Origin of the sequence: Vibrio sp. V33_P6A3T137 (assembly GCF_009904835.1) — a bacterium.
Classification (GTDB): Bacteria; Pseudomonadota; Gammaproteobacteria; order Enterobacterales; family Vibrionaceae; genus Vibrio; species Vibrio metschnikovii.
Genome location: NZ_WXWK01000127.1, coordinates 1 through 20,514 on the forward strand (window position 1 = coordinate 1; position 20,514 = coordinate 20,514).

21 protein-coding genes are annotated in these 20,514 nt (G+C 44.0%); 10 read left to right on the plus strand and 11 right to left on the minus strand.

All coding sequences use genetic code 11. The features are described 5' to 3' along the window. Positions 1-645, plus strand: a 645-nt coding sequence (locus tag CAG60_RS12270) for a VirK/YbjX family protein (RefSeq protein WP_161439038.1), incomplete at its 5' end; no start/stop codon positions are given. Between the two features lie 131 nt (positions 646-776). Then, a complete protein-coding gene (locus CAG60_RS12275; RefSeq protein WP_072670654.1) occupies positions 777-1,025 on the plus strand; it encodes a hypothetical protein in 249 nt (82 codons plus the stop codon). Between the two features lie 38 nt (positions 1,026-1,063). On the opposite strand, the gene yghU is transcribed toward CAG60_RS12275, so the two are convergent. Continuing rightward, the gene (gene yghU / locus CAG60_RS12280) at positions 1,064-1,924 is read right to left on the minus strand and encodes a glutathione-dependent disulfide-bond oxidoreductase (protein WP_161439039.1); all 861 of its coding nucleotides are present in this window, start codon (positions 1,922-1,924) and stop codon (positions 1,064-1,066) included. 459 nt (positions 1,925-2,383) lie between these two features. On the opposite strand from yghU, the gene cspE reads away from it, so the two are divergent. The 4 genes from cspE (at position 2,384) to panF (ending at position 5,066) form a co-directional block, all read left to right on the plus strand. Next, complete coding sequence (gene cspE, locus CAG60_RS12285) at positions 2,384-2,596, plus strand: transcription antiterminator/RNA stability regulator CspE (RefSeq protein ID WP_004397054.1); 213 nt, start codon at positions 2,384-2,386, stop codon at positions 2,594-2,596. 259 nt (positions 2,597-2,855) lie between these two features. Next, a complete protein-coding gene (locus CAG60_RS16540) occupies positions 2,856-2,999 on the plus strand; it encodes a hypothetical protein (RefSeq protein ID WP_186460540.1) in 144 nt (47 codons plus the stop codon). A 326-nt stretch (positions 3,000-3,325) separates the two neighbouring features. Then, entirely contained in the window at positions 3,326-3,607 is a 282-nt protein-coding gene (locus tag CAG60_RS12290) for a YhdT family protein (protein WP_004397051.1), read from the plus strand. Beyond that, entirely contained in the window at positions 3,600-5,066 is a 1,467-nt protein-coding gene (gene panF, locus CAG60_RS12295) for a sodium/pantothenate symporter (RefSeq protein ID WP_161439040.1), read from the plus strand. The genes CAG60_RS12290 and panF overlap by 8 nt, the downstream gene beginning before the upstream one ends. A gap of 113 nt (positions 5,067-5,179) precedes the next feature. Here the strand turns inward: panF and CAG60_RS12300 are convergent, their stop codons facing one another. The 6 genes from CAG60_RS12300 to CAG60_RS12325 form a co-directional block, all read right to left on the minus strand. Next, the gene (locus CAG60_RS12300; protein ID WP_158145121.1) at positions 5,180-6,373 is read right to left on the minus strand and encodes an acetate/propionate family kinase; all 1,194 of its coding nucleotides are present in this window, start codon (positions 6,371-6,373) and stop codon (positions 5,180-5,182) included. A 210-nt stretch (positions 6,374-6,583) separates the two neighbouring features. Beyond that, the gene (vctC, locus tag CAG60_RS12305; RefSeq protein ID WP_158145122.1) at positions 6,584-7,345 is read right to left on the minus strand and encodes an iron chelate ABC transporter ATP-binding protein VctC; all 762 of its coding nucleotides are present in this window, start codon (positions 7,343-7,345) and stop codon (positions 6,584-6,586) included. A gap of 6 nt (positions 7,346-7,351) precedes the next feature. Next, positions 7,352-8,302 carry an iron chelate uptake ABC transporter permease subunit VctG gene (vctG, locus tag CAG60_RS12310; RefSeq protein ID WP_161439041.1) on the minus strand — a complete coding sequence of 317 codons (951 nt, stop codon included), beginning with the start codon at positions 8,300-8,302 and terminating at the stop codon, positions 7,352-7,354. Then, a complete protein-coding gene (gene vctD, locus CAG60_RS12315; RefSeq protein ID WP_161439042.1) occupies positions 8,292-9,230 on the minus strand; it encodes an iron chelate uptake ABC transporter permease subunit VctD in 939 nt (312 codons plus the stop codon). The genes vctG and vctD overlap by 11 nt, the downstream gene beginning before the upstream one ends. A gap of 274 nt (positions 9,231-9,504) precedes the next feature. After that, on the minus strand, positions 9,505-10,413 hold the full coding sequence (locus CAG60_RS12320) for a siderophore ABC transporter substrate-binding protein (protein ID WP_161439043.1): 909 nt from the start codon (positions 10,411-10,413) through the stop codon (positions 9,505-9,507). A 230-nt stretch (positions 10,414-10,643) separates the two neighbouring features. Further along, on the minus strand, positions 10,644-10,922 hold the full coding sequence (locus CAG60_RS12325) for a hypothetical protein (RefSeq protein WP_161425164.1): 279 nt from the start codon (positions 10,920-10,922) through the stop codon (positions 10,644-10,646). Positions 10,923-11,245: 323 nt separating this feature from the next. Here CAG60_RS12325 and emrD point away from each other — a divergent pair, with 323 nt between their 5' ends. After that, positions 11,246-12,451, plus strand: a complete 1,206-nt coding sequence (gene emrD, locus CAG60_RS12330; protein ID WP_161425163.1) for a multidrug efflux MFS transporter EmrD — start codon at positions 11,246-11,248, stop codon at positions 12,449-12,451. Between the two features lie 102 nt (positions 12,452-12,553). Here the strand turns inward: emrD and CAG60_RS12335 are convergent, their stop codons facing one another. Both CAG60_RS12335 and CAG60_RS12340 read right to left on the minus strand, forming a co-directional pair. Continuing rightward, positions 12,554-13,027, minus strand: a complete 474-nt coding sequence (locus tag CAG60_RS12335) for a hypothetical protein (protein WP_161439044.1) — start codon at positions 13,025-13,027, stop codon at positions 12,554-12,556. Positions 13,028-13,060: 33 nt separating this feature from the next. Beyond that, positions 13,061-13,576, minus strand: coding sequence for a nicotinate-nicotinamide nucleotide adenylyltransferase (locus CAG60_RS12340; RefSeq protein ID WP_161439045.1), 516 nt, complete (start codon positions 13,574-13,576; stop codon positions 13,061-13,063). Positions 13,577-13,706: 130 nt separating this feature from the next. Here CAG60_RS12340 and nadE point away from each other — a divergent pair, with 130 nt between their 5' ends. Both nadE and CAG60_RS12350 read left to right on the plus strand, forming a co-directional pair. Continuing rightward, positions 13,707-14,546: an ammonia-dependent NAD(+) synthetase gene (nadE, locus tag CAG60_RS12345; RefSeq protein WP_154170933.1), complete on the plus strand. Its 840-nt coding sequence runs from the start codon at positions 13,707-13,709 to the stop codon at positions 14,544-14,546. Positions 14,547-14,961: 415 nt separating this feature from the next. Further along, entirely contained in the window at positions 14,962-16,287 is a 1,326-nt protein-coding gene (locus tag CAG60_RS12350) for an anaerobic C4-dicarboxylate transporter (protein ID WP_161439046.1), read from the plus strand. Between the two features lie 93 nt (positions 16,288-16,380). On the opposite strand, the gene CAG60_RS12355 is transcribed toward CAG60_RS12350, so the two are convergent. Next, positions 16,381-17,289 (minus strand): aldo/keto reductase, encoded by a 909-nt coding sequence (locus CAG60_RS12355; RefSeq protein ID WP_154170931.1) that lies wholly within the window; start codon positions 17,287-17,289, stop codon positions 16,381-16,383. Positions 17,290-17,372: 83 nt separating this feature from the next. Beyond that, positions 17,373-17,915 carry a hypothetical protein gene (locus CAG60_RS12360; RefSeq protein WP_158137063.1) on the minus strand — a complete coding sequence of 181 codons (543 nt, stop codon included), beginning with the start codon at positions 17,913-17,915 and terminating at the stop codon, positions 17,373-17,375. 310 nt (positions 17,916-18,225) lie between these two features. On the opposite strand from CAG60_RS12360, the gene CAG60_RS12365 reads away from it, so the two are divergent. Beyond that, the gene (locus tag CAG60_RS12365; protein WP_161439047.1) at positions 18,226-20,271 is read left to right on the plus strand and encodes an alpha-amylase; all 2,046 of its coding nucleotides are present in this window, start codon (positions 18,226-18,228) and stop codon (positions 20,269-20,271) included. The last annotated feature ends 243 nt before the right edge of the window (positions 20,272-20,514 follow it).

A 20,514-nucleotide genomic window follows, 5' to 3' on the forward strand; every position in this document is an offset into this window, starting at 1 on the left:
GGCAGTATCCATATTGACGATGAAAATTATCAACTTACTTTAAGCTTCGATGGAAGAATACGTAAAGAAGGTGAATTGGCGTTATCACTAGAAGATAATACAGGCTATGCTTATTATACTTTAGGTTTCACGATTCAAAACAACCTATTATTAATTGGCTGTATGCAAGGTGCCGTTAACGATAATGGTTTCAGCCGAACATTCACTAAAGCTATCCATGGTTTAAGGCCTAAATCCTTTATGGTTGAAGCGGTTCAATTTATCGCTCAATATTTAGATATAAAAACCATCTATGCGGTTAAAAATTCAGCCCATATTTATAATGCCAAGCGATATGGTAAAAAAAGTGATTCGATCAATTTAGACTATGACCAATTATGGCAAGAACACGATGGCGTTGATCACAACCGTTGGTTTTATTCTTTACCCTTATCTGCTAAGCGTCGCGAAATGGGAGAGATAAAGCGTCCGAAACGCAAAATGTACCGTGAGCGATATGCATGGTTAGACGCTTACCAGCAGCAACTTTATACCTTGTTGCAGCCATCATTACTCTATCCTCATAATCTTAAGATGAGTATTGCTGAACAAGTCGCTTGGCTAACCGATGACTCAACTCAATACCCCATTAGCCAACGTTCATAATAGGGAGGGCGGCACACCCTCCCTCGGTGAAACCTCTCATCAACATTAATGCGGTTTGAGTAAGCATCGTTCATGTTTTCTTCATCACAGATGAGGTATGATAAATTGATATCGATTTTGGGAGACAGCTTATGTATCGAGTATTAGTAACCACCTTGACATTAATCTGCGGTTTTTTCGCCTTAATCTTTGGCTTACTGCTCGCGATTCCACTCACCTTGATCGCCATCATTAGCGGCAAGCGGTTAGAAAGGCAGCTAAGACGCCGCCCTTTTCATCAAGCTCACAATAACGAAAGTGAACATGTTATTGAAGGTGAGTTCGAAGAAGTACCACATCGCGAACAACATTCCGAACAACGTAGCGATCACCGTCAATAACATTAAGGTGGCGTCGTACTTCACTGGACGTTTTCAACTTACTTCGGTTGCTGTGCCAATACGCGATCAATGTCTTGTGCGTTATGACGCTCAGCTAACTGCTCCCAAGCCTCTCCCCATGTTCGATTGACAATTCGACCACGTTGCACTGCCGGACGTTCTGCAATGGTTTTCGCCCAACGTTGCACGTGTTGATAAGATTGCACATCCAGAAACTCAGCCGCATTGTAAGCATTACCTAACACTAGATTGCCATACCAAGGCCAAATCGCCACATCAGCAATCGTATATTCTTCACCCACAATATAGGTCTGTTTGGCCAGTTGTTTGTCTAACACATCCAGTTGACGTTTCGCTTCCATTGCAAATCGATTGATAGGATAAGCAAATTTTTCTGGAGCATAAGCATAAAAGTGACCAAATCCCCCACCCAAATAAGGCGCGGAACCTTGCAACCAAAACAACCAATTCATCACTTCTGTACGTTCGGGCAACGCTTGTGGTAAAAAATGACCAAATTTTTCCGCAAGATAGAGCAAAATATTACCCGATTCAAAAACGCGAATCGGCGACGCTAACGAACGATCCATTAATGCAGGGATTTTCGAGTTAGGATTGACCTCAACAAACCCAGATCCGAATTGCTCACCATCACCAATTTTTATCAAAAAGGCATCGTACTCAGCTTGGTGAATACCTAATGCTAATAACTCTTCTAACAAGATAGTGACTTTTTGCCCGTTAGGTGTCCCCATTGAGTAAAGTTGGATCGGGTGTTGACCTATCGGTAACACTTGTTCGAAACGAGAACCAGAATCAGGTCGGTTAATACTTGCCCATTGTCCGCCATTTTCACTCTCCATGGTCCAAACCTTAGGGGGTACATATGCTTGTGTCATGACACTCTCCTTGTTGTTATTATCTTGTCAGTAAACCTTGCCGAAATATCGTTTATACCCAAACGACTTGGCGTTGCAGGTAGGCGGCAAGTAAGTGAATCCCCATGAGCATAGGCAAACGATGTGATTGGGGTGAACGAACATAGCCAACACCGCTGCAGCTTCAAGTAGGAAGGGTATACTCATTGTTAATCAACTAAGATATTGGGGCAGTTTCCAAACGTTCAAGCGATACAACGATCATCTCGGAATAAATAAGTCTCGCTATTTACTCGGCAACGTGTATAGTGAAGTTGGCTCTTAAAGCAGAGTTGTTAATGTGACATAAAGTGTAAGTTTTTGCTCAGAAAACCATCGATACCCTTCGTTTAGTGCCTGTACAAGTTTACCTTCATCTACCATTCAATTGCTTATCTATCAGCCAACATTAATTTAGTATCATAAAATATAGAGGTAATTATGTCAGGTAAAGTGACAGGTTCAGTAAAATGGTTCAACGAAACTAAAGGTTTCGGTTTTCTTACTCCAGATAACGGTGGAAGTGATGTTTTTGTTCACTTCAACTCAATCGCATCTGAAGGATTCAAAACTCTCGCTGAAGGCCAAAAAGTAAGCTTCAACGTTGAGCAGGGCAAAAAAGGCCCTCAAGCAGAACAAGTAACGGTTCTGTAATAGAATGTTGATGGCGTGATACTTTATCACGCCATTGTTTTATCCATCACTTCCTTCTCCGCTTTGAGAAAAGCTTGCCATTCACGATACCGCACGACCAATATTTCTCGTTGAAATAACACTGAAATAGAGGTGTTAACGATGATGCTCGGATTACATTCACTTTTGTGCAACAAATCTAATAACTCGGTTCTTAGGCTGGCCTTTAATCCTCATTAGTGTACTAATAGGAATCATTTTTTAAATGGATGATACCAACATGGCAAAAGCACCAAAAAAAACCAAGACAGCCGCTCCTCAAGCGGACAGCAATGAGAAAATGCCGTTAACTCAGCACCAAACGCGTAAAAAAATTGAAGATATTCTTGAGCAAAGAGCCTTTGAAAAGCAGTATGGTGGATAAGTTACCGATGGCCGACTGCCTTTTAGCAGCCGTCATACGCTAAAAGGCCAACGCTTAAATGCTTTTCTCCTTATCTGATCTTCGAATTAAGCACCATTGACTCATCAATAACCATCTGTATCCAGCTGTTTCATTCATCCTGTACGATATTTTTTGTCTCCAACGCCATATTTGTAATACCATACCTCCCCTTAGAAACTCGCTATTCCCAAACTACTCGATCTTGTCATCATCAGCCTTGTTCACTATTACCATTGAACAAACGGATACCAATAATCCGACGTTAACTTCAAGTAGCTAGGGATACCTAATCACTGAGGAAACGGATGAATAACCGACAGCGTATTATTCAACAAACTCATCGCGAAGCATTAGCCGCTCTGATCCTCGCCTTGGGTTACTTTATCTGGTGGTATGTCACGGCTTATGGCTTCTCTGCGCCTTTTGATGATCTTGAATTGCCAGCACTCTACTTCGGTATGCCGTTGTGGTTTTTGCTGTCTTGTGTGGTAGGCCCAATAGTATTTACTCTTCTCTGCGCGTTAATGGTGGCATTCATTTATCGCGATATTAGTCTTGAACCAGATATGACGACCCGTGATGAATAATCAACTTCTCTTGCCTCTCATCATTTATTTAGCAGCCGTATTTGCGATTGCTTTTTTTAGCCGGCGTAGAACAACAGATGGCGGTTTTCTCAATGAATACTTTCTTGGTGGGCGCAGCATGGGGGGATTTGTGCTCGCAATGACGCTTGCTGCCACTTATGCCAGCGCTAGCAGCTTCATTGGCGGGCCAGGTGCCGCTTATAAACTTGGCTTAGGTTGGGTATTGCTCGCGATGATCCAGCTACCAGCAACCTGGTTAACTCTTGGTATATTAGGTAAAAAGTTTGCGATTGAAGCTCGTCGTCATAATGCGTTAACTCTCAATGATATGTTATACGCTCGCTTTAAAAGTCGTAGTGTGGTTATTTTGGCATCGACGTCTTTACTGCTGGCATTTTTTGGTACGATGGTCGTGCAATTTGTTGGTGGAGCACGCCTATTACAAACGGTTACTGGGCTCTCTTATCAACATGGCTTAATGCTGTTTGCTTTTACTGTTGGTCTTTATACAACCATCGGCGGGTTTCGTGCGGTAGTAATGACCGATACCGTGCAAGGGATCATGATGTTAATCGGGACTTTTGTGCTATTAGCAGGGGTGATCCACGCTGGTGGTAGCCTTGGCACACTAGTCACGGAACTGCATCGTATTGATCCTGCGTTAATTACCCCCTACGGCCCCGGTCAATTCCTCAGCCAGCCATTTATGTTGAGCTTTTGGATACTGGTTTGCTTTGGCGTGATTGGGTTACCCCATGCCGCCGTTCGTTGTATGTCTTATAAAGACAGCCAATCGCTGCACAAGGGTATAGTCTTAAGCACTATTATGATGGCTTTGTTGATGTTTGGTACTCACTTATCGGGAGCATTAGGGCGCGCTATCGTGCCGGATCTTACTAGCCCAGATCAAATCATGCCGACCTTAATGATCACCGTTCTTCCGCCTTTATTGGCAGGGATTTTCCTCGCCGGCCCCATGGCGGCGATTATGTCGAGTATTGATTCACAGCTAATCCAAGCCTCGGCGACATTATTAAAAGATCTCTATCTTAACTATATTAATCCCAGACTTATCGATGAGCCGCAGGCAGAAAGTAAGCTGACTCGCTTATCTTTGTGGGTGACGATGATTTTTGCTTTGTTGGTTTTTTTTGCAGCCACCAATCCACCGGAGATGATTGTCTGGCTTAACTTAATGGCACTCGGAGGCTTACAAGCGGTATTTCTCTGGCCTTTGGTGCTCGGTTTATATTGGAAAAAGTCTTCATCGACAGGCGCATTGAGTTCAATGATCGTTGGGCTTTCCACCTACACGAGTTTAATGTGGTTAAAACCTGATTTAGCGGGCATCCATCCCATCGTCCCCACCCTACTGTGTGGATTACTCAGTTTTATTATGATGAGTTATCTAAAACCGGATGCAAGGCAACAGCTTAAAGAAAGTATGGTTGAGCGTTAAGTGAAGCCAAGCAAGGTGCATTTTGATTGTTATTATTCTTTGGATGACCACAAGGTTAATAGAGACAAAAAAGCGAGCCATCGAGGCTCGCTAGCATGATTGTGAGTTAAAATTTACAGTAACTCAATCGACTGCTGGGCAATCACGAATTCTTCGTTCGTGGGGACAACAAGGACCACTGCGCCTAATGGCTCTGATCTGGCGATGATCCCAGCATTGCCGAAACGAGCCTGTTCATTCGCCTGCTCATCTTCTACAAAGCCAAGAATTTTTAAATTGCGTAAGATTTCACGGCGGATAGGCAGGGCATTTTCACCAATACCACCGGTGAAAATAATCCCATCTAAAGAATCCAAGGCAGCAAGATAAGAAGCGATGTATTTCGCCACGCGGTAAGTAAACACTTGGAAGGCTAACGTCGCGCCTTCGTGGCCTTGATCCATCGCTTCGAGAATACCACGCGCATCACTGGTTAAACCGGACACACCAAGGAAACCAGACGCTTTATTTAATGAGTTAAATACCTGCTCTTGCGTCCACCCTTTTTTCAACAAGAATTCGATGATCCCAGGGTCAAGGTCACCGCATCGAGTGCCCATCATCAAACCAGATAAGGGGGTAAAGCCCATACTGGTATCGACACTTTGACCATCTTTAATCGCACAAACGGATGCACCATTACCTAAATGCACCGAGATAAAACTGCTTTGTTCAATGGGCTTATTGAGCATTTTGGCCGCTTCACGGCTGACGAAGTAATGACTGGTACCATGAAAACCATATCGGCGAATGCCAAATTCGGTATAGAGCGATTTAGCAATACCACCAGTGTAAGCCTTCGGTGGCATCGTTTGGTGGAAGGCGGTATCAAAAACCGCAAACTGTGGCAGCTCAGGAAAAGCATGCATCGCTGCACGCATACCAATCGCATGAGCTTTGTTATGCAGAGGAGCTAAATCACTCAACGCTTCGACTTCTTGTACAATTTTTTCATCTAACTTAACGGTTTTTGTGAACTTTTCACCGCCATGAACGACGCGGTGTCCTATCGCCACCACCTCATCGATAAGACCGTAAGTTTTGACTAACTCAACCAGTTTTTCTACCGCTAACTGATGGTGGTTATTTTCACCTTGAATGGTGCAACTGGCTTTTTCTCCGTTACATTTCCAGCTCATTCGAGCATCATCCAGCCCAAAGCATTCACCGAGACCACTCAATACGGCATCACCCGTATTAGAATCAATAACCGCAAATTTCAGTGATGAGCTACCAGAGTTAATAACCAACACATACGAGTTCGACATGGGGAGTATCCTGTATTCGACTATGAGTTTGAAGCCTGCGCTTCTCTTTTTTCGTGCTACCCATTATTCAATAATTTTTGAATCTTTCAACTTTTGTTTTGTTGTTTTACTCAGTTAAGCCGCTTCTTTTATTGATCTGTAACAAATAATCTATTCTTTTCTAGCGAGAAATATTTCTCTACCCTTATCCGCCTCGATAAAAGCCTCATCTTAAGCGGTGTGATAAAGACACATTCTTTTACCTTCCAGCTCTAAGACTCGAAAAGGCGTTTCGTAAATGTCTTCTAGTACCGAAGCTTGGATCACCTCTTCCACCGACCCACTGGCTACTACCATTCCCTTTTTTAGGGCAATAATCCGGTCGGAATAACAGGAAGCAAAATTGATATCGTGAATGACCACTACGACCGCTTTGTTTAAATCATGCGCCAGACGGCGGATCGTTTCCATAATCTGCAGTGAGTGTTTGATATCTAAGTTATTCAGCGGTTCATCCAAAAAGACACAATCGGTATCTTGAGCCATGACCATCGCGATAAACGCCAGCTGGCGTTGACCACCGCTCAATTCATCAAGGTATTTATGCTCCATGCTTTTAATATCAAGATAGGCAATCGCTTGATCAATGATCGCGTTATCCTCTACCGTGAGCTTACCTTGAGAATGTGGAAAACGTCCAAAAGCAACCAACTCACGCACAGTAAAGCGCATGGTCAGGTTGTTGGCTTGACGTAAAACGGACAATTTTTTGGCGAGGCTTTTGGTATCCCAATCCACCAATTCACGGCTTTCAATCCAAACTTTACCTTCATCACGTGACATTAAGCGGCTTGCCATTGATAACAAAGTGCTCTTGCCTGCCCCATTCGGACCAATAATTGAGGTCACCTGGCCTTTCGAAAATTGCGCGCTCGCTTGATGAACCACAGCTTGAGAGCCGAAATACTTGGTCAGTTTGTCTAATTGAATCATAACGGGCTACACCACTTTATTACGCAAGAGAAGAGAGAGGAAATAAATCCCACCAATGAAGTTAATGATCACGCTCAAGGTAGTCCCGAATGAGAATACGTTTTCTACTATCCATTGACCGCCTAGAAGCGCGACGACCGACATAGCAGAGCAGGCGATCAGCAGCACACGATGCTGATAAGAGCGTAACCATTCACGAGTTAAATTGGTCACCAGCAAACCGAAAAACATTACCGGCCCCACTAAAGCCGTCGAAATAGAAACCAACACGGCACTCAGCAACATCACATCACGCGTGGTGCGCTTGACATCAACGCCGAGGCTGATCGCATTATCATTATCGAGCCAAAAAACATCGAGCGTACGATGCATACGGAACAGTAAATAACTCACCACAAGTAATAGCGGTGATACGGCATAAACCAATTTCACGTTAACATTATTGAAGCTGGCAAACATTTTGGCTTGTATCGCCGCAAAGTCATTTGGATCCATCAACATAATGAAAAATGAGGAAAAGTTCGAAAATAGCTGACCTAAAATAACCCCCAACAACAAAAGAACAATAATGTTATTGCGCTGACGGCGAAAATAGAAAGTGAAAAGCAAGCTCGAAAAAACCAGCATAGCAGCAACCGATAACGCAAAATTTAAATAGCTATTGAGCATAATCACGCTGAAGCTGCCAAATAAAACCACCACTAACACTTGCACCAAAAGGTACAAGGCGTCAAACCCCATGATACTCGGCGTCAAAATTCTATTGTGAGTAATGGTTTGAAAAGCTAAAGAGGATTGAGCAATAGCAATAGCAGCTACCACAATCGCTAACACTTTGGGGATCCGACGAGAAAAAAAATACTGATAGTTATCGGCGTTAAGGCCAACGCTAATAAACAGAACGGCAAATAATAACGCCAGTACCATCATCAATATCGTTTTATGTTTATCTTGCATGCTGAGGACCTCTCAAAATCAACACGATAAACGCAATGCCGCCAATAATACTGATGATCATCGAAATCGGTATTTCATAAGGAAAAATCAGCACACGACTGATAATGTCGCAGAGTAGAACGAGGGAAGCGCCAAACAGCGCAGTGCGTGGAATATTTTTACGCAGGTTATCGCCATAAAAATAACTGACTAGATTAGGGACGATCAGTCCTAAAAAGGGCAATTGTCCAACGATCATCACTACCGATGCCGCCATAATGGAAACCAAACACACACCGAGAGTGAGCACTTGTTGATAATTAAGACCGAGATTAATCGCAAAATCTTTACCCATCCCAACAGCGGATATTCTTGCGGCATATAAATAGCTCAACATAGCGACCGGAATCGCAATATACAGCAGCTCGAAGTCACCACTCAGTAAGTTAGCAAAATTAGCCACCGCCCAACCCGATAAGTTTTGTAATGCGTCGTAACGATAAGCGATAAAAGTCGCGGCAGATTGAACAACACTGCCAAAAATAATCCCAATCAGCGGAACAAACACCACATTCTTAAATTGAATACGTTGGATCAGTTGCACAAACATCAAGGTACCGATCATCGCCGTCGAGAAAATCAGTAATAAGCTCTCGCCATGACCAAAAATCACTAAGCTCAGCACGTAGCCAAGCATCGCACATTCGATCGTGCCGGACGTTGAAGGTGCAGCAAAACGGTTTTGACTAATTTGCTGCATGATAAGACCAGCAATGCTCAATCCACCACCGGCTAAAAGTACTGCCAATAAACGCGGTATACGGCTCGTCAACAACAATTGCCAAGCCACTTCATCCCCTTGCATCAACGCAAAAAAAGACAGTTGTCCCACACCAACGAACAAGGAAACTAAACTCAGTATTAGGAGCACGAGTAATAACTTTTTCAAAGTTAACCTCAAATAACGACAAAAATGAAATCAAATCTAGCAAGAAGGTAAGCAAAGCCTAGAGCATCAATCTTATGATGATTAGAGAAAACCAGTTTCGTTAATCCACAAGCTTCAATAACGATTGGTTGATGATAGTTATCTAAGAGCGCTAACAGACTCAGAGCATCAACCAAGTCTGCTAGTGAACTAATGTAAACCATGTGAAACCGCTGGCTAATGACGATTATTAAACATTAACAAGACAGCAGTCTCACACAGAAAACCGATAGAATTAATGAAGGCTAACTTGCATATCACTTAGCATCTGCTCGGTCGCGGTCACACCAGCAATCGACAAGTACCAAGCATTCAAATCTAAAAATACCATGCGATCTTGCTTATAGGCATCGGTCGCTTTAATCAACGGATTTTCAAATTCATCACGGGTATGGCTTTGTCCTTTATTGACCAACTTATCGCGGTCGATAATAAACAGCGTTTGAGGGTTGTTTTGACGAATGTATTCGTAAGAAACTAAATTACCATGGTTAGCCGTTTGCTTGACCTGTGCGGCTTCACTGAATCCAAAATCTTTATAAATCGCAGCAAAACGGGAATTAGCGCCAAAGGTGGTAATATTGCCACCAGAACTCATTACCGTCATCGCTTGTGCGTGATGCTGTTGATTGTAAGCGTTAACTTCAGCGAACTTTTTATCTAACTGGGCAATTTTTTCTTCAACTTTATCTTCAATAGCAAAAATTTTACCTAAATTGCGCCACTGAGCTTGAGTGCTCTGCCAATACGGTTGGTTATCATCCACCGCAAATACTACGGTTGGCGCAATTTTATTTAATTCATCATAAGCCGTTCGTGCAGCGCGCGGACCAGTAATGATCAGATCCGGTTTTTGCATAAAAATACGCTCAAAATCAGGCTCAAATAACGAACCTGCAGGAGCGTAATCGTCTCCTCGGTATTTGGCTAAATAATCCGGTAACTCAGCAACTTTTGAGACGGCGACAGGATTAATTCCAAAATAATCAACAGCGTCTAATGGGCCAACACCAATGACCACCACACGTTGAGGATTTTGCGGTAAGGTGGTTTTACCCATTTGATGCTCAATGGTCACATTGGCGGCGTGGACTGACATTGAAGTGAGCAAGCCCAACGCTGCCCAACTGATTATTGATTTCATACGATTCCTTACTGGCGAAAATGACTGCGATATATTTTGATAAGCATTCGCATTAGTGTCGGGAACTATAACCAGTTCTGTTTTCCCTCGCAATAGCCATCGTCCGATTTGGTTAAGATTGAACGCTAAAATCCTTTAAGCACAATATTGACTATCGTCTGACATTCATATTATTGATGATAAAAGACAATTAAAACGCTCTATCAATCGATTGAGAAAATCAACCGCAGTTATACTGGACGAAGAGTCAATAAGGTGATCAGTAGGCTAGCAAGCGTCGATCCCAATACACACAGTAAAAAACATAACTTCGCCGTATGCTGACGGGTGAAACGAACAATAAAAGGGGCTGAAATAAATATCCCGAGACAAACCAAACGTATATCGAACCATGCAAACCACGATAATAAGGTGACCACGCCAATCACACTAATGAGCCAACGTGACGAAACCGCCACTTTCATCCCCATCCCAACTAAAAAAACCACCGTTGCTAACCACGCTAACATAAACACCACATATGATATTGATTCTCATTTAAATAATGTAGAGACTCCAAAGACCGAAAGCAATAGCCAGCCTAAAAAAAACCTTATCATTAACGTGGCATTAATTCATATCATCCAATAATAGGTTAAGTTAGTACCATCAATTCGGATTAGTTTATCTAATCATAAGTATAGAATTATATCGTGCTAGCTTCATCACTTTTTGATTGATTAACCGTATACTGATGACTAATATCACGCGCCGTAAACACTGGTTTGCTGGTTGTTTTTATTCATCCTTGATATCAATCCTCACGCTTTAATGTTGTTAGGTGGAGAACGTAATGTCGGCAACATTTCCATTAGTCAAATTGACTTTCTTGATCGCAATTTTAGCGGCAGTAGGTCAAATGACACAAACCATGTATGTCCCATCTATTGGTCATATGGCTGGAGAGTTTTTAGTTTCTCCATCAGCGCTACAAGCCGTGATGGCGTGTTATTTGATTCCCTATGGTCTATCACAGTTTGCTTATGGGCCACTGTCTGACCGCTTAGGCCGAAAACCGATCATCATTGTCGGATTGATTATTTATATTTTCGGGACTTTGATGGCATTATTCGCTCATCAGTACCACTGGTTTTTAGCTGGTAGCTTTATTCAAGGTCTTGGTATTGGCTGTGGTGGCGCGATGTGCCGTACACTCACCCGTGACTGTTTTACCGGCAGTAAACTTCATCAAGCCAACAGCTTGATCAGTATGTGTTTGATTTTCTCACCACTGATTGCGCCAGTATTGGGTGGCTACTTAACCGAAGCGTTTGGCTGGCGATCTAGCTATCTGTTTTTATCGCTATTTGCAATTGCAGTGCTGATTACAATGCTGACTAGCCTAGTCGAGACCTTACCGAAAGCGAACCGCAGAAAAGAACCTGTGATGCGCAGTTATCAGTTTGTGATGTCGGATCACCGCTTTCAAGGTTACTTAATCTGCTTAGTCGCGACCTTCGCTGGTTTAGCGGTCTTTGAAGCGGCTGCAGGCGTATTATTGGGTGGCGTCTTAGCTCTGCCAGCGACGACCGTTAGCTTATTGTTTGTCACGCCCATTCCGGGTTACTTAGCTGGCGCTTGGTTATCTAGCGTCGTCGCGCAAAAATACAGTGAAAAACAAGCGTTGCGTGTCGGTCTAATGGCGATTTTTTGTGGCTCAATGATTGTCCTTATCCCTGGTCTATTTGACCAAACGACCGCATTAACACTCATTGGTGGCGCAACGGTGTATTTTCTCGGTGCGGGCATTTTGTTCCCCGCGGCGACAACCGGAGCGCTCAATCCGCTGCCTTACCATGCTGGTACTGGTGGTGCGATATTAGGCGGAATGCAAAACTTAGGCGCGGGCTTAGCCACGCTAACCGCCTCTTTGTTTCCTACGACTAACCAGCTTCCTCTGGGGATCATTATGTTATTGATGTCCATGCTGGCGATACTGGGTTTAAAGCGAGTCTACAAGCCGCAAGACCCATCACAGTCAATGCCACTACCAATTTGATATGACCATGTTCTTTCGATTTGAGGTTGTTTGAGTACAACCTCAAACAAATCAGGGGCGTATTGATTACGCCCCTGATGCTTTGTGATTAATTTTTCAGGATTAAAAAGGGATTTCAAGCTGTAAAAACCAATCGGTTTGCGACATTTCATGCCAACGATAATCGAGACGTAAACGAGGTAAGCCGTTTCTTTTATCGCCATAAGCCAAACTGAACGCCACACCGTGATTTTTTAGCCACTCCTCTAAAGTCATTTCCACTTCTTGCTCAGCAAGCTCGTCAGGCATCCAGACACTGACGCCAAAATAACCTTGCTGATAATTAGAACTGACCATCGGATCGGCCTTGATCACACTACTTGCAAGCCATCCCGTCCAGTAGTCATCCGGTTTCTCTAATCGATTCACCGACAAAGTCAGCCCAGTATAATTAGCTTCTCGCCATTCATCACACACCGTTTGATGGCTAAAAATAACCGAACGGATTGACAAAGATTGCTCAACGCCATCGTAAGGCGAACAATCCATTACCGAGCTGGATAACATCAACCATCCCCACACTACTGGCTGCATCATTTGGCGATGACTCTTTGTGCATTTTGCATACGATTAGCGATACACCTGAAGTTGTTCAAGGAGCGCGGCAACACTCGGAGTGGTTAGACCTTGGATATTTTCCCTCGCGGCGATAGCCTGACGAATATCGGTACTACGAATGTTCACTTTTTCTGGGCAGACCATCACCGACCAATGCTGCACAATTTCTTCTGCTCGATAAAACTCGTGGAAACGAAAGAAGTTATCTGGACCAATCACAAATGTCAGTTCAGCATCAGGCCATTGGCTCTGTAAATGCGTCAACAGAGCATAGGTTGTCACGCTCTGATCCGGTTGCCATAACGCTTGCTCTATCGCCAACAACTCGATATGGCTGGTAGCCAAGTCTTTAATAAAAGCGTCGACTAAACGACAGCGTAATGTGTAATCCAGCATGGTTTTACCCCAAGCATGGCTAATGCTGGGGATTAATAATACGCGATCAAAATGGCTCAGCGACTCAAGGACATGTTTATGCCCTAGTGACGGTGGATTAAACGCACTACCAAAGACGGCCACTTTTTGCATCGTTTCCTCAATTCAAGACTCAGCCCGTATTCACGGTTTTCTAATTTCATGTTTGCGGTATGATATACCTAAGTCACCTCATTATGCGAGCCTTAGCCACCTCGGTTTAGCAAGCCAGAAAGGAAATCTTATGGAACACATCATTCGACAAGAAATGCGCGTACAACCTAGCATTGATCCTCACTTTGAAATTGAACGACGCGTCACATTTATTAAACGCAAACTTTTAACGTCTGGCTGTCAATCGTTAGTCCTTGGGATCAGTGGCGGTGTCGATTCAACCACGTGTGGCCGCCTTGCACAGCTCGCCGTTGATCAACTCAATCAAGAACAACAAACGCAAGCTTACCAATTTATTGCCGTTCGCCTACCTTATGGTGAACAAAAAGATGAGCAAGAAGCTCAGTTAGCTTTATCGTTTATTCAACCCACTCATGCGGTCTCGGTCAACATTAAAGCGGGCGTCGATGGTTTACATGCAGCTTCGCATCAAGCACTCGCCAACACTGGCTTATTGCCTAATGATCAAGCCAAAGTCGATTTTGTCAAAGGCAATGTCAAAGCGCGAGCACGTATGATTGCCCAATATGAAATCGCTGGCTATGTTGGTGGCTTGGTGCTGGGTACCGACCATTCTGCGGAAAATATTACTGGCTTTTACACCAAATATGGTGATGGTGCCTGTGATTTAGCGCCGCTATTTGGCCTCAATAAGCGCCAAGTGCGCTTACTGGCCGCCACACTGGGCGCTCCTGAAGTCTTAGTTAACAAAGTTCCTACGGCTGATTTAGAAGAGCTAGCTCCACAAAAAGCCGATGAAGACGCGCTTAATCTCACTTATCAACAAATTGATGATTTTTTAGAAGGTAAACCCGTCCCTCGTTATGTGGCTGAACGTTTGATTCATATCTATCAAGTCACTCAACATAAACGACAGCCGATCCCAACCATTTATGACGAATCATTGTAACCAGCGTGGTGCATGATTCGGATTCACCTTCCGTTGCCTAAAAACAGCCGAGCCTCCGCTCGGCTTTTTCTTGCTTTCAGCGTTAAAAACTACACTTTGGCTACATTAACACCTTAAAAAGATTAACTTTTTCGGATTTTAACGGGACAAAGATCACAATAAGTCACTTCCATTTTTAAAATGTAAATATGTGTGAACTTCACTTCATACTTTTTGTGGATGAAATCAGAAAATACGCTGGTTAATCCGTTAATTACGCCAAGATATTCAACTTATTGAGCAATAAATCGTCTCAGTCACAGAATATTCACCCGGCTCACTTGAACAGCAAGATAGAGATGAAATACCGAGCATTTCTAGACACGCTGTCCGAGTGAATTGGGATACCCAATTTTAATGATAAGGTCAGGTTAGTATGTTGTATTTGGAATTCTTATTCCTATTAATAGTGTTATACATTGGTTCCCGTTATGGTGGGATAGGCCTTGGTGTTGTCTCAGGCATTGGCTTGGTGGTGGAAGTCTTTATTTTTAAAATGCCGCCGACCTCGCCTCCGGTAACGGTCATGCTGATCATTTTAGCCGTGGTCACTTGTGCCTCGATCCTAGAAGCGGCGGGTGGCTTAAAATACATGCTGCAAGTTGCCGAGAAGTTGTTACGCCGTAACCCAAGGCAAGTCACCATGATTGCTCCTTTAGTCACCTACACCATGACTTTTCTGCTTGGAACGGGTCATGCGGTTTACTCGATTATGCCGATCATTGGCGATGTCGCATTAAAAAATGGTATTCGTCCCGAACGTCCGATGGCCGCCGCTTCCGTTGCTTCACAAATCGCCATTACGGCTTCGCCCATTTCTGCCGCTGTTGTTTACTATCTTGCAGAGCTATCGACAATTAATCACAACATCACGCTGTTATCTATTTTGATGGTATCGGTACCTGCGACGTTATTTGGAACCGTGTTGATGTCGCTCTACAGCATGCGTAGAGGTAAAGAGCTCGAGCAAGATCAGGACTATCAAGAACGCCTAAAAGATCCTATCTTCAAAGAGAAAATTCTTAGCACAACCGCCACATCATTAGATGAAGTCCTCCCAGCCGCGGCAAAGAATTCTGTCATGCTCTTTATTCTCTCGATTGTGATCATTGTTTTGATCGCCATGTTCCCTGAAGTCAGAACGATTTCGGGTAATAAGGCGATTGATATGGCGACCGTGATTCAAATGATGATGCTTTGTTTTGGCGGTATTATTTTATTAGTCGCTAAAGTTAATCCGAAAACCGTACCAGAAGGCGTCGTCTTCAAATCGGGGATGGTGGCTGCGATTGCCATTTTTGGTATTGCTTGGATGTCGGACACCTATTTTCAATATGCGATGCCACAATTTCGCTCAGGGATCATTGATATGGTGAACGCCTATCCTTGGACCTTCGCACTGGCATTATTTATTGTGTCGGTTGTGGTGAACTCACAAGCGGTCGTTGCGAAGATGATGCTACCGGTCGGTGTAGCACTGGGACTCGAACCTGCGTTATTGATCGGGTTAATGCCTGCGCTGTACGGTTACTTCTTTATTCCGAACTACCCTTCTGATATCGCTACCGTCAACTTTGATATGACGGGGACCACCAAGATCGGCAAATGGTATTTTAACCACTCATTCATGGCTCCCGGTTTAGTGGGCGTGATCAGTGCGTGTTGTGTGGGCTATGTGCTCGGACAAATTGTGATTGGTTAATCACTAATCCACTCAGCTGATAATAACCAGCCGCATCGTTTACGCTTGATGCGGCTGGTCTTTTGGTCATTACACAAGGTTAATCAATTAAGATCACGGAACGTTATGACCTTTGGATGCCACCCAAACTCGGTACCATTGTTCGCGGGTTAACGTTAGTGATAATGCCTCAACCGCAGCTTGGGTACGCTGGATATTGCCGGAACCGAGGATCACCACTGGGTTAGAGGGTAAACAACGCACCCAAGCATACACCACTTGATCGATACTCTGTGCGCCAATCTCGTCGCGTATTTCTTCCAGTACCTGACGTACTCGGGCAATTTGCTCACTCTGTCCGTTAAACAGTTGACCACCGGCTAAACATGACCACGCCATCGGTCTGGTCCGTAAACGTTGCAATTGATCCAAAGTACCATCATGCGCAACTTGAATATTCAGCGGATTAATCTCAACTTGGTTGGTAATCAAAGGCTTAGATAAGCGTGATTGTAATAAGTCAAATTGAGCTGGAGAAAAGTTCGATACGCCAAAATGTTTGACCTTGCCGACTTTATGTAAGTCCGAGAACACTTCGGCTACTTCATCGGCATTCATCAATGCATCTGGTCGGTGAAGCAATAACACATCAATTTCATTAACACCGAGACGTTGTAATGAATGATTGACCGACTGATAAAGGTGCGCTGAACTGGTGTCATAATGATTTATTTTTTGCGAAGGATAACTATCGCCGCACAATTTAATGTCGCACTTAGTAATGATTTGCAGTTGGTCACGTAAAGCTGGTTCAAGAGCCAAGGCCTCACCAAATAAACGTTCACATTGATAATTACCATAGATATCAGCATGATCAACGGTACTGATACCTAATTCAAGATGCTGCTTAATAAATGTTAAACGAGCTTGCGGCGTCATGTTCCATTCCCCAAGACGCCAGTACCCTTGCACTAGCTCAGAAAATTCTGGGCCTTGGGAAGCCATCGTGACTTTCTCAATCATTGTTTTTACTCCTTTATCTTGCTCTCTATTTAATTTTATAGACGAAACTTGCTACGCCACTTCCGATAAGCAAGCGGTTAAAATTAATCATTATCGATCACGGTTAACCAACGCACTTCAATATCCTTACCATCGGTCAATAACTCAACGTGTCGTCCAGACATCGACCACTGCTGCCGCTTCGGAAAACGATGAGCATGATGGTTAAGAAATAAGATTAACTGGCGATCAACGTCAGAGCTGGTTTTATCGTTCCGTTGATCATCAACGGAAAAAATAGCCTCAGCGATCTGGACGCGATCAACTTGAAAGCCATCTCGGCGCAGCGCTAATTGCAATTGACTCCAGTCATGAGCCGAATAGGTCAGATGTAAGACTAACATGACTGGCTGTTCGTTCATAAAACGGATGCTTGCCCAAACTAATGTTGAGTAATAATAAAATTCATCACTGCACCATCGCAGCTGATCACTCTCCTCAGCGCACTCTAACCACTGGTGACTTTCTTGCCATTCAGACAAGGTCGGTAGAGCGTGATTGGGGTTGAGAAACGGTAACAAAAAATCTTCATGTACGGCTTGAGCAGGTAGGCTAAATAAACCAAACCATAATAGCCATTTACCCATCGTATGTTTCCTCGGCCAGCTCTAGTACAAAAGTACAAACGAAAGAGAGCATACCTCTCTTTTCACAACCACATCATGCCGATTCTTAATCTCAGCAACAAGCGCCTTAGACTCTACGCCCCCAAAGGCCAAGCAGTGAACTGCATCAAACTTTTAGGGCGTAGTCAGCAAGAATGATGTCAAGCGATACCCGACCACTTATGGTTAAGGATGAAATTCGGTTTACTCTCTTCCTCGCCTTTCTACCTCTGGCTACGACAGCGGTGAATTGCCATTGGCAGGGGATATCATCATTCAAGGAATAAAAAGAATGAAACTGCACACGCTAACCTACGCAATGATGCTAGCCGCACCAGCGGTACTGGCCTCACCCAATATCACCATTTCGACTACCACCAATAGTCGAGATTTCCCACTCAGCGCGACAACGCCGTTAGTCATACCGTTAACCAAGGATAACTACACGCTAAAAATCAGTGGTATTGAGGGCGACTGTCACGCTGACAGTGAACAAGCCGTTCGTTTTAATACTCCCATCAAGCTTAACTGTGGTGCCGTGACAGAATTACCGCTGAATATCCGCTTTACTGGTGATTATGCGTTCAGTTTTGATGACCAACATAAAACCCTCGCCTTTGTTCGTCAGCCAACCACAGCGAAACAAACCGAATTTCAACGCCCGCTACCTTCGGTTGTTTGTGAGCAATATCAAGGTGGAGAGGTTACCTTGACCTTAGCCGATAGTTTTGCTGAAGGCACCGAATTAAAAGACGCGATGAGCGGTCAAATCGTTACGGTCAACAACGGGCAGGTCTCTTTAACACCCTCCCCAACCAGTGGCGGACTTATTCTGCTTGCTCCGCTAAAGAGTGAGCCACAGCCTTTCACTTACCGTAATGCCAATATCTATTTTGTTATGGTTGACCGTTTTTATAACGGTGATCCGAGTAACGATCACAGTTATGGCCGTAAAAAAGATGGCCAACAAGAAATTGGTACCTTTCATGGCGGCGATCTCAAAGGGGTAATTAAAAAGCTCGATCACATTAAAAGTCTTGGCACCGATGCGATTTGGCTCTCACCTATTGTCGAACAAGTGCATGGCTTTATCGGTGGTGGCGATAGCGGCTCCTTTCCTTTTTATGCCTATCACGGTTATTGGACGCGAGATTTCACCAAAATCGACGAAAACTTCGGCACCGATGAAGATCTCGCCACCTTAGTGGCAGAAGCCCATAAGCGAGGCATAAGAGTCCTACTCGATGCGGTACTCAACCATACTGGCTACGCGACTTTAGCGGATTTGCAGTTCGATGGCATTGACGTTGTCAAATCTAGCGCTCTGCCTGAACAATGGAGCGATTGGACGCCAAAAACTGGCGAAACGTGGCACAGTTTTCATCAATATATTGATTATCAAAACTCAAATTGGCAGCAATGGTGGGGCAAATATTGGGTACGTGCCGGGCTGCCGGGTTATCCAGCGCCGGGCTCAAGCGATTTAACCTTAACGTTAGCGGGATTGCCTGATTTTCTCACTGAAGCTGACGTGCCTGTCACGCCGCCTCAATGGCTAATCAATAATCCAGGAACACGAGTCCAAGCACGCGACAATTATACCGTCACTGATTATCTGATTGAGTGGCAAACCGATTGGGTAAAACGTTTTGGTATTGATGGCTATCGCATTGATACCGTTAAACATGTCGAAGGGGAAGTATGGCAACGCCTGAAATCAACCGCTAGCCAACGCCTTGATGAATGGCGCGCCAAACAGGGCAAACAAGGTGAACCGTTCTGGATGATGGGCGAAGTTTGGGCGCACAGTGCTTATCGTAGCCCATATTTTGATGATGGTTTCGATGCGCTGATCAACTTCGATTTACAAAAAAGAATGGACCGCGGCGCCGCTTGTTTAAGCACCATGGAGGATGTGTACCAAGCCTATTCGCAAACCCTCGCCAAACATGCTGATTTTAATCCGGTCAGTTATATGTCATCTCATGACACGGAACTATTTTTTGGGCGCTTTAAATCACTTGAGATGCAGCGTAATGCCGCGAATGTTCTGCTGCTCACTCCAGGAGCAATCCAAGTTTACTATGGTGATGAAGTCGCTCGCGAAGTCGGTCCTTATGCGGATGATTTTCATCAAGGGACTCGCTCTTCAATGAACTGGCAGTGGGATAACGATCGCGCAGCCTTACTGCAACACTGGCAAACCTTAGGCCAATTTCGCCAAAATAACCCTGCAATTGGTGCAGGAGTTCATCAACCAATCCCACAAGACAATGCTTACGTCTTTTCACGTACGTTAGACAATAATCGCGTCGTCGTCGCCTTTGTCGGCCAATAACCCTGTTTTTAAAACCCACCAAGCTGCTGTTTAGCCTCTAATAAACAGCAGCTTAAACTGCTTTTTTCTGGTCATTTCAAACAAAATCTTAGCCTAACGCTCAATCTCCTACTGGTACAACCACAAAATTTCTATAAGACATTGATGAAATGTACTTTTATAATCCGCCCCTCACACTAACAAAACCAAACATTTGACATTATTAAAACAAATTTTTAACATTAATTTTTTGATGTTACAGAC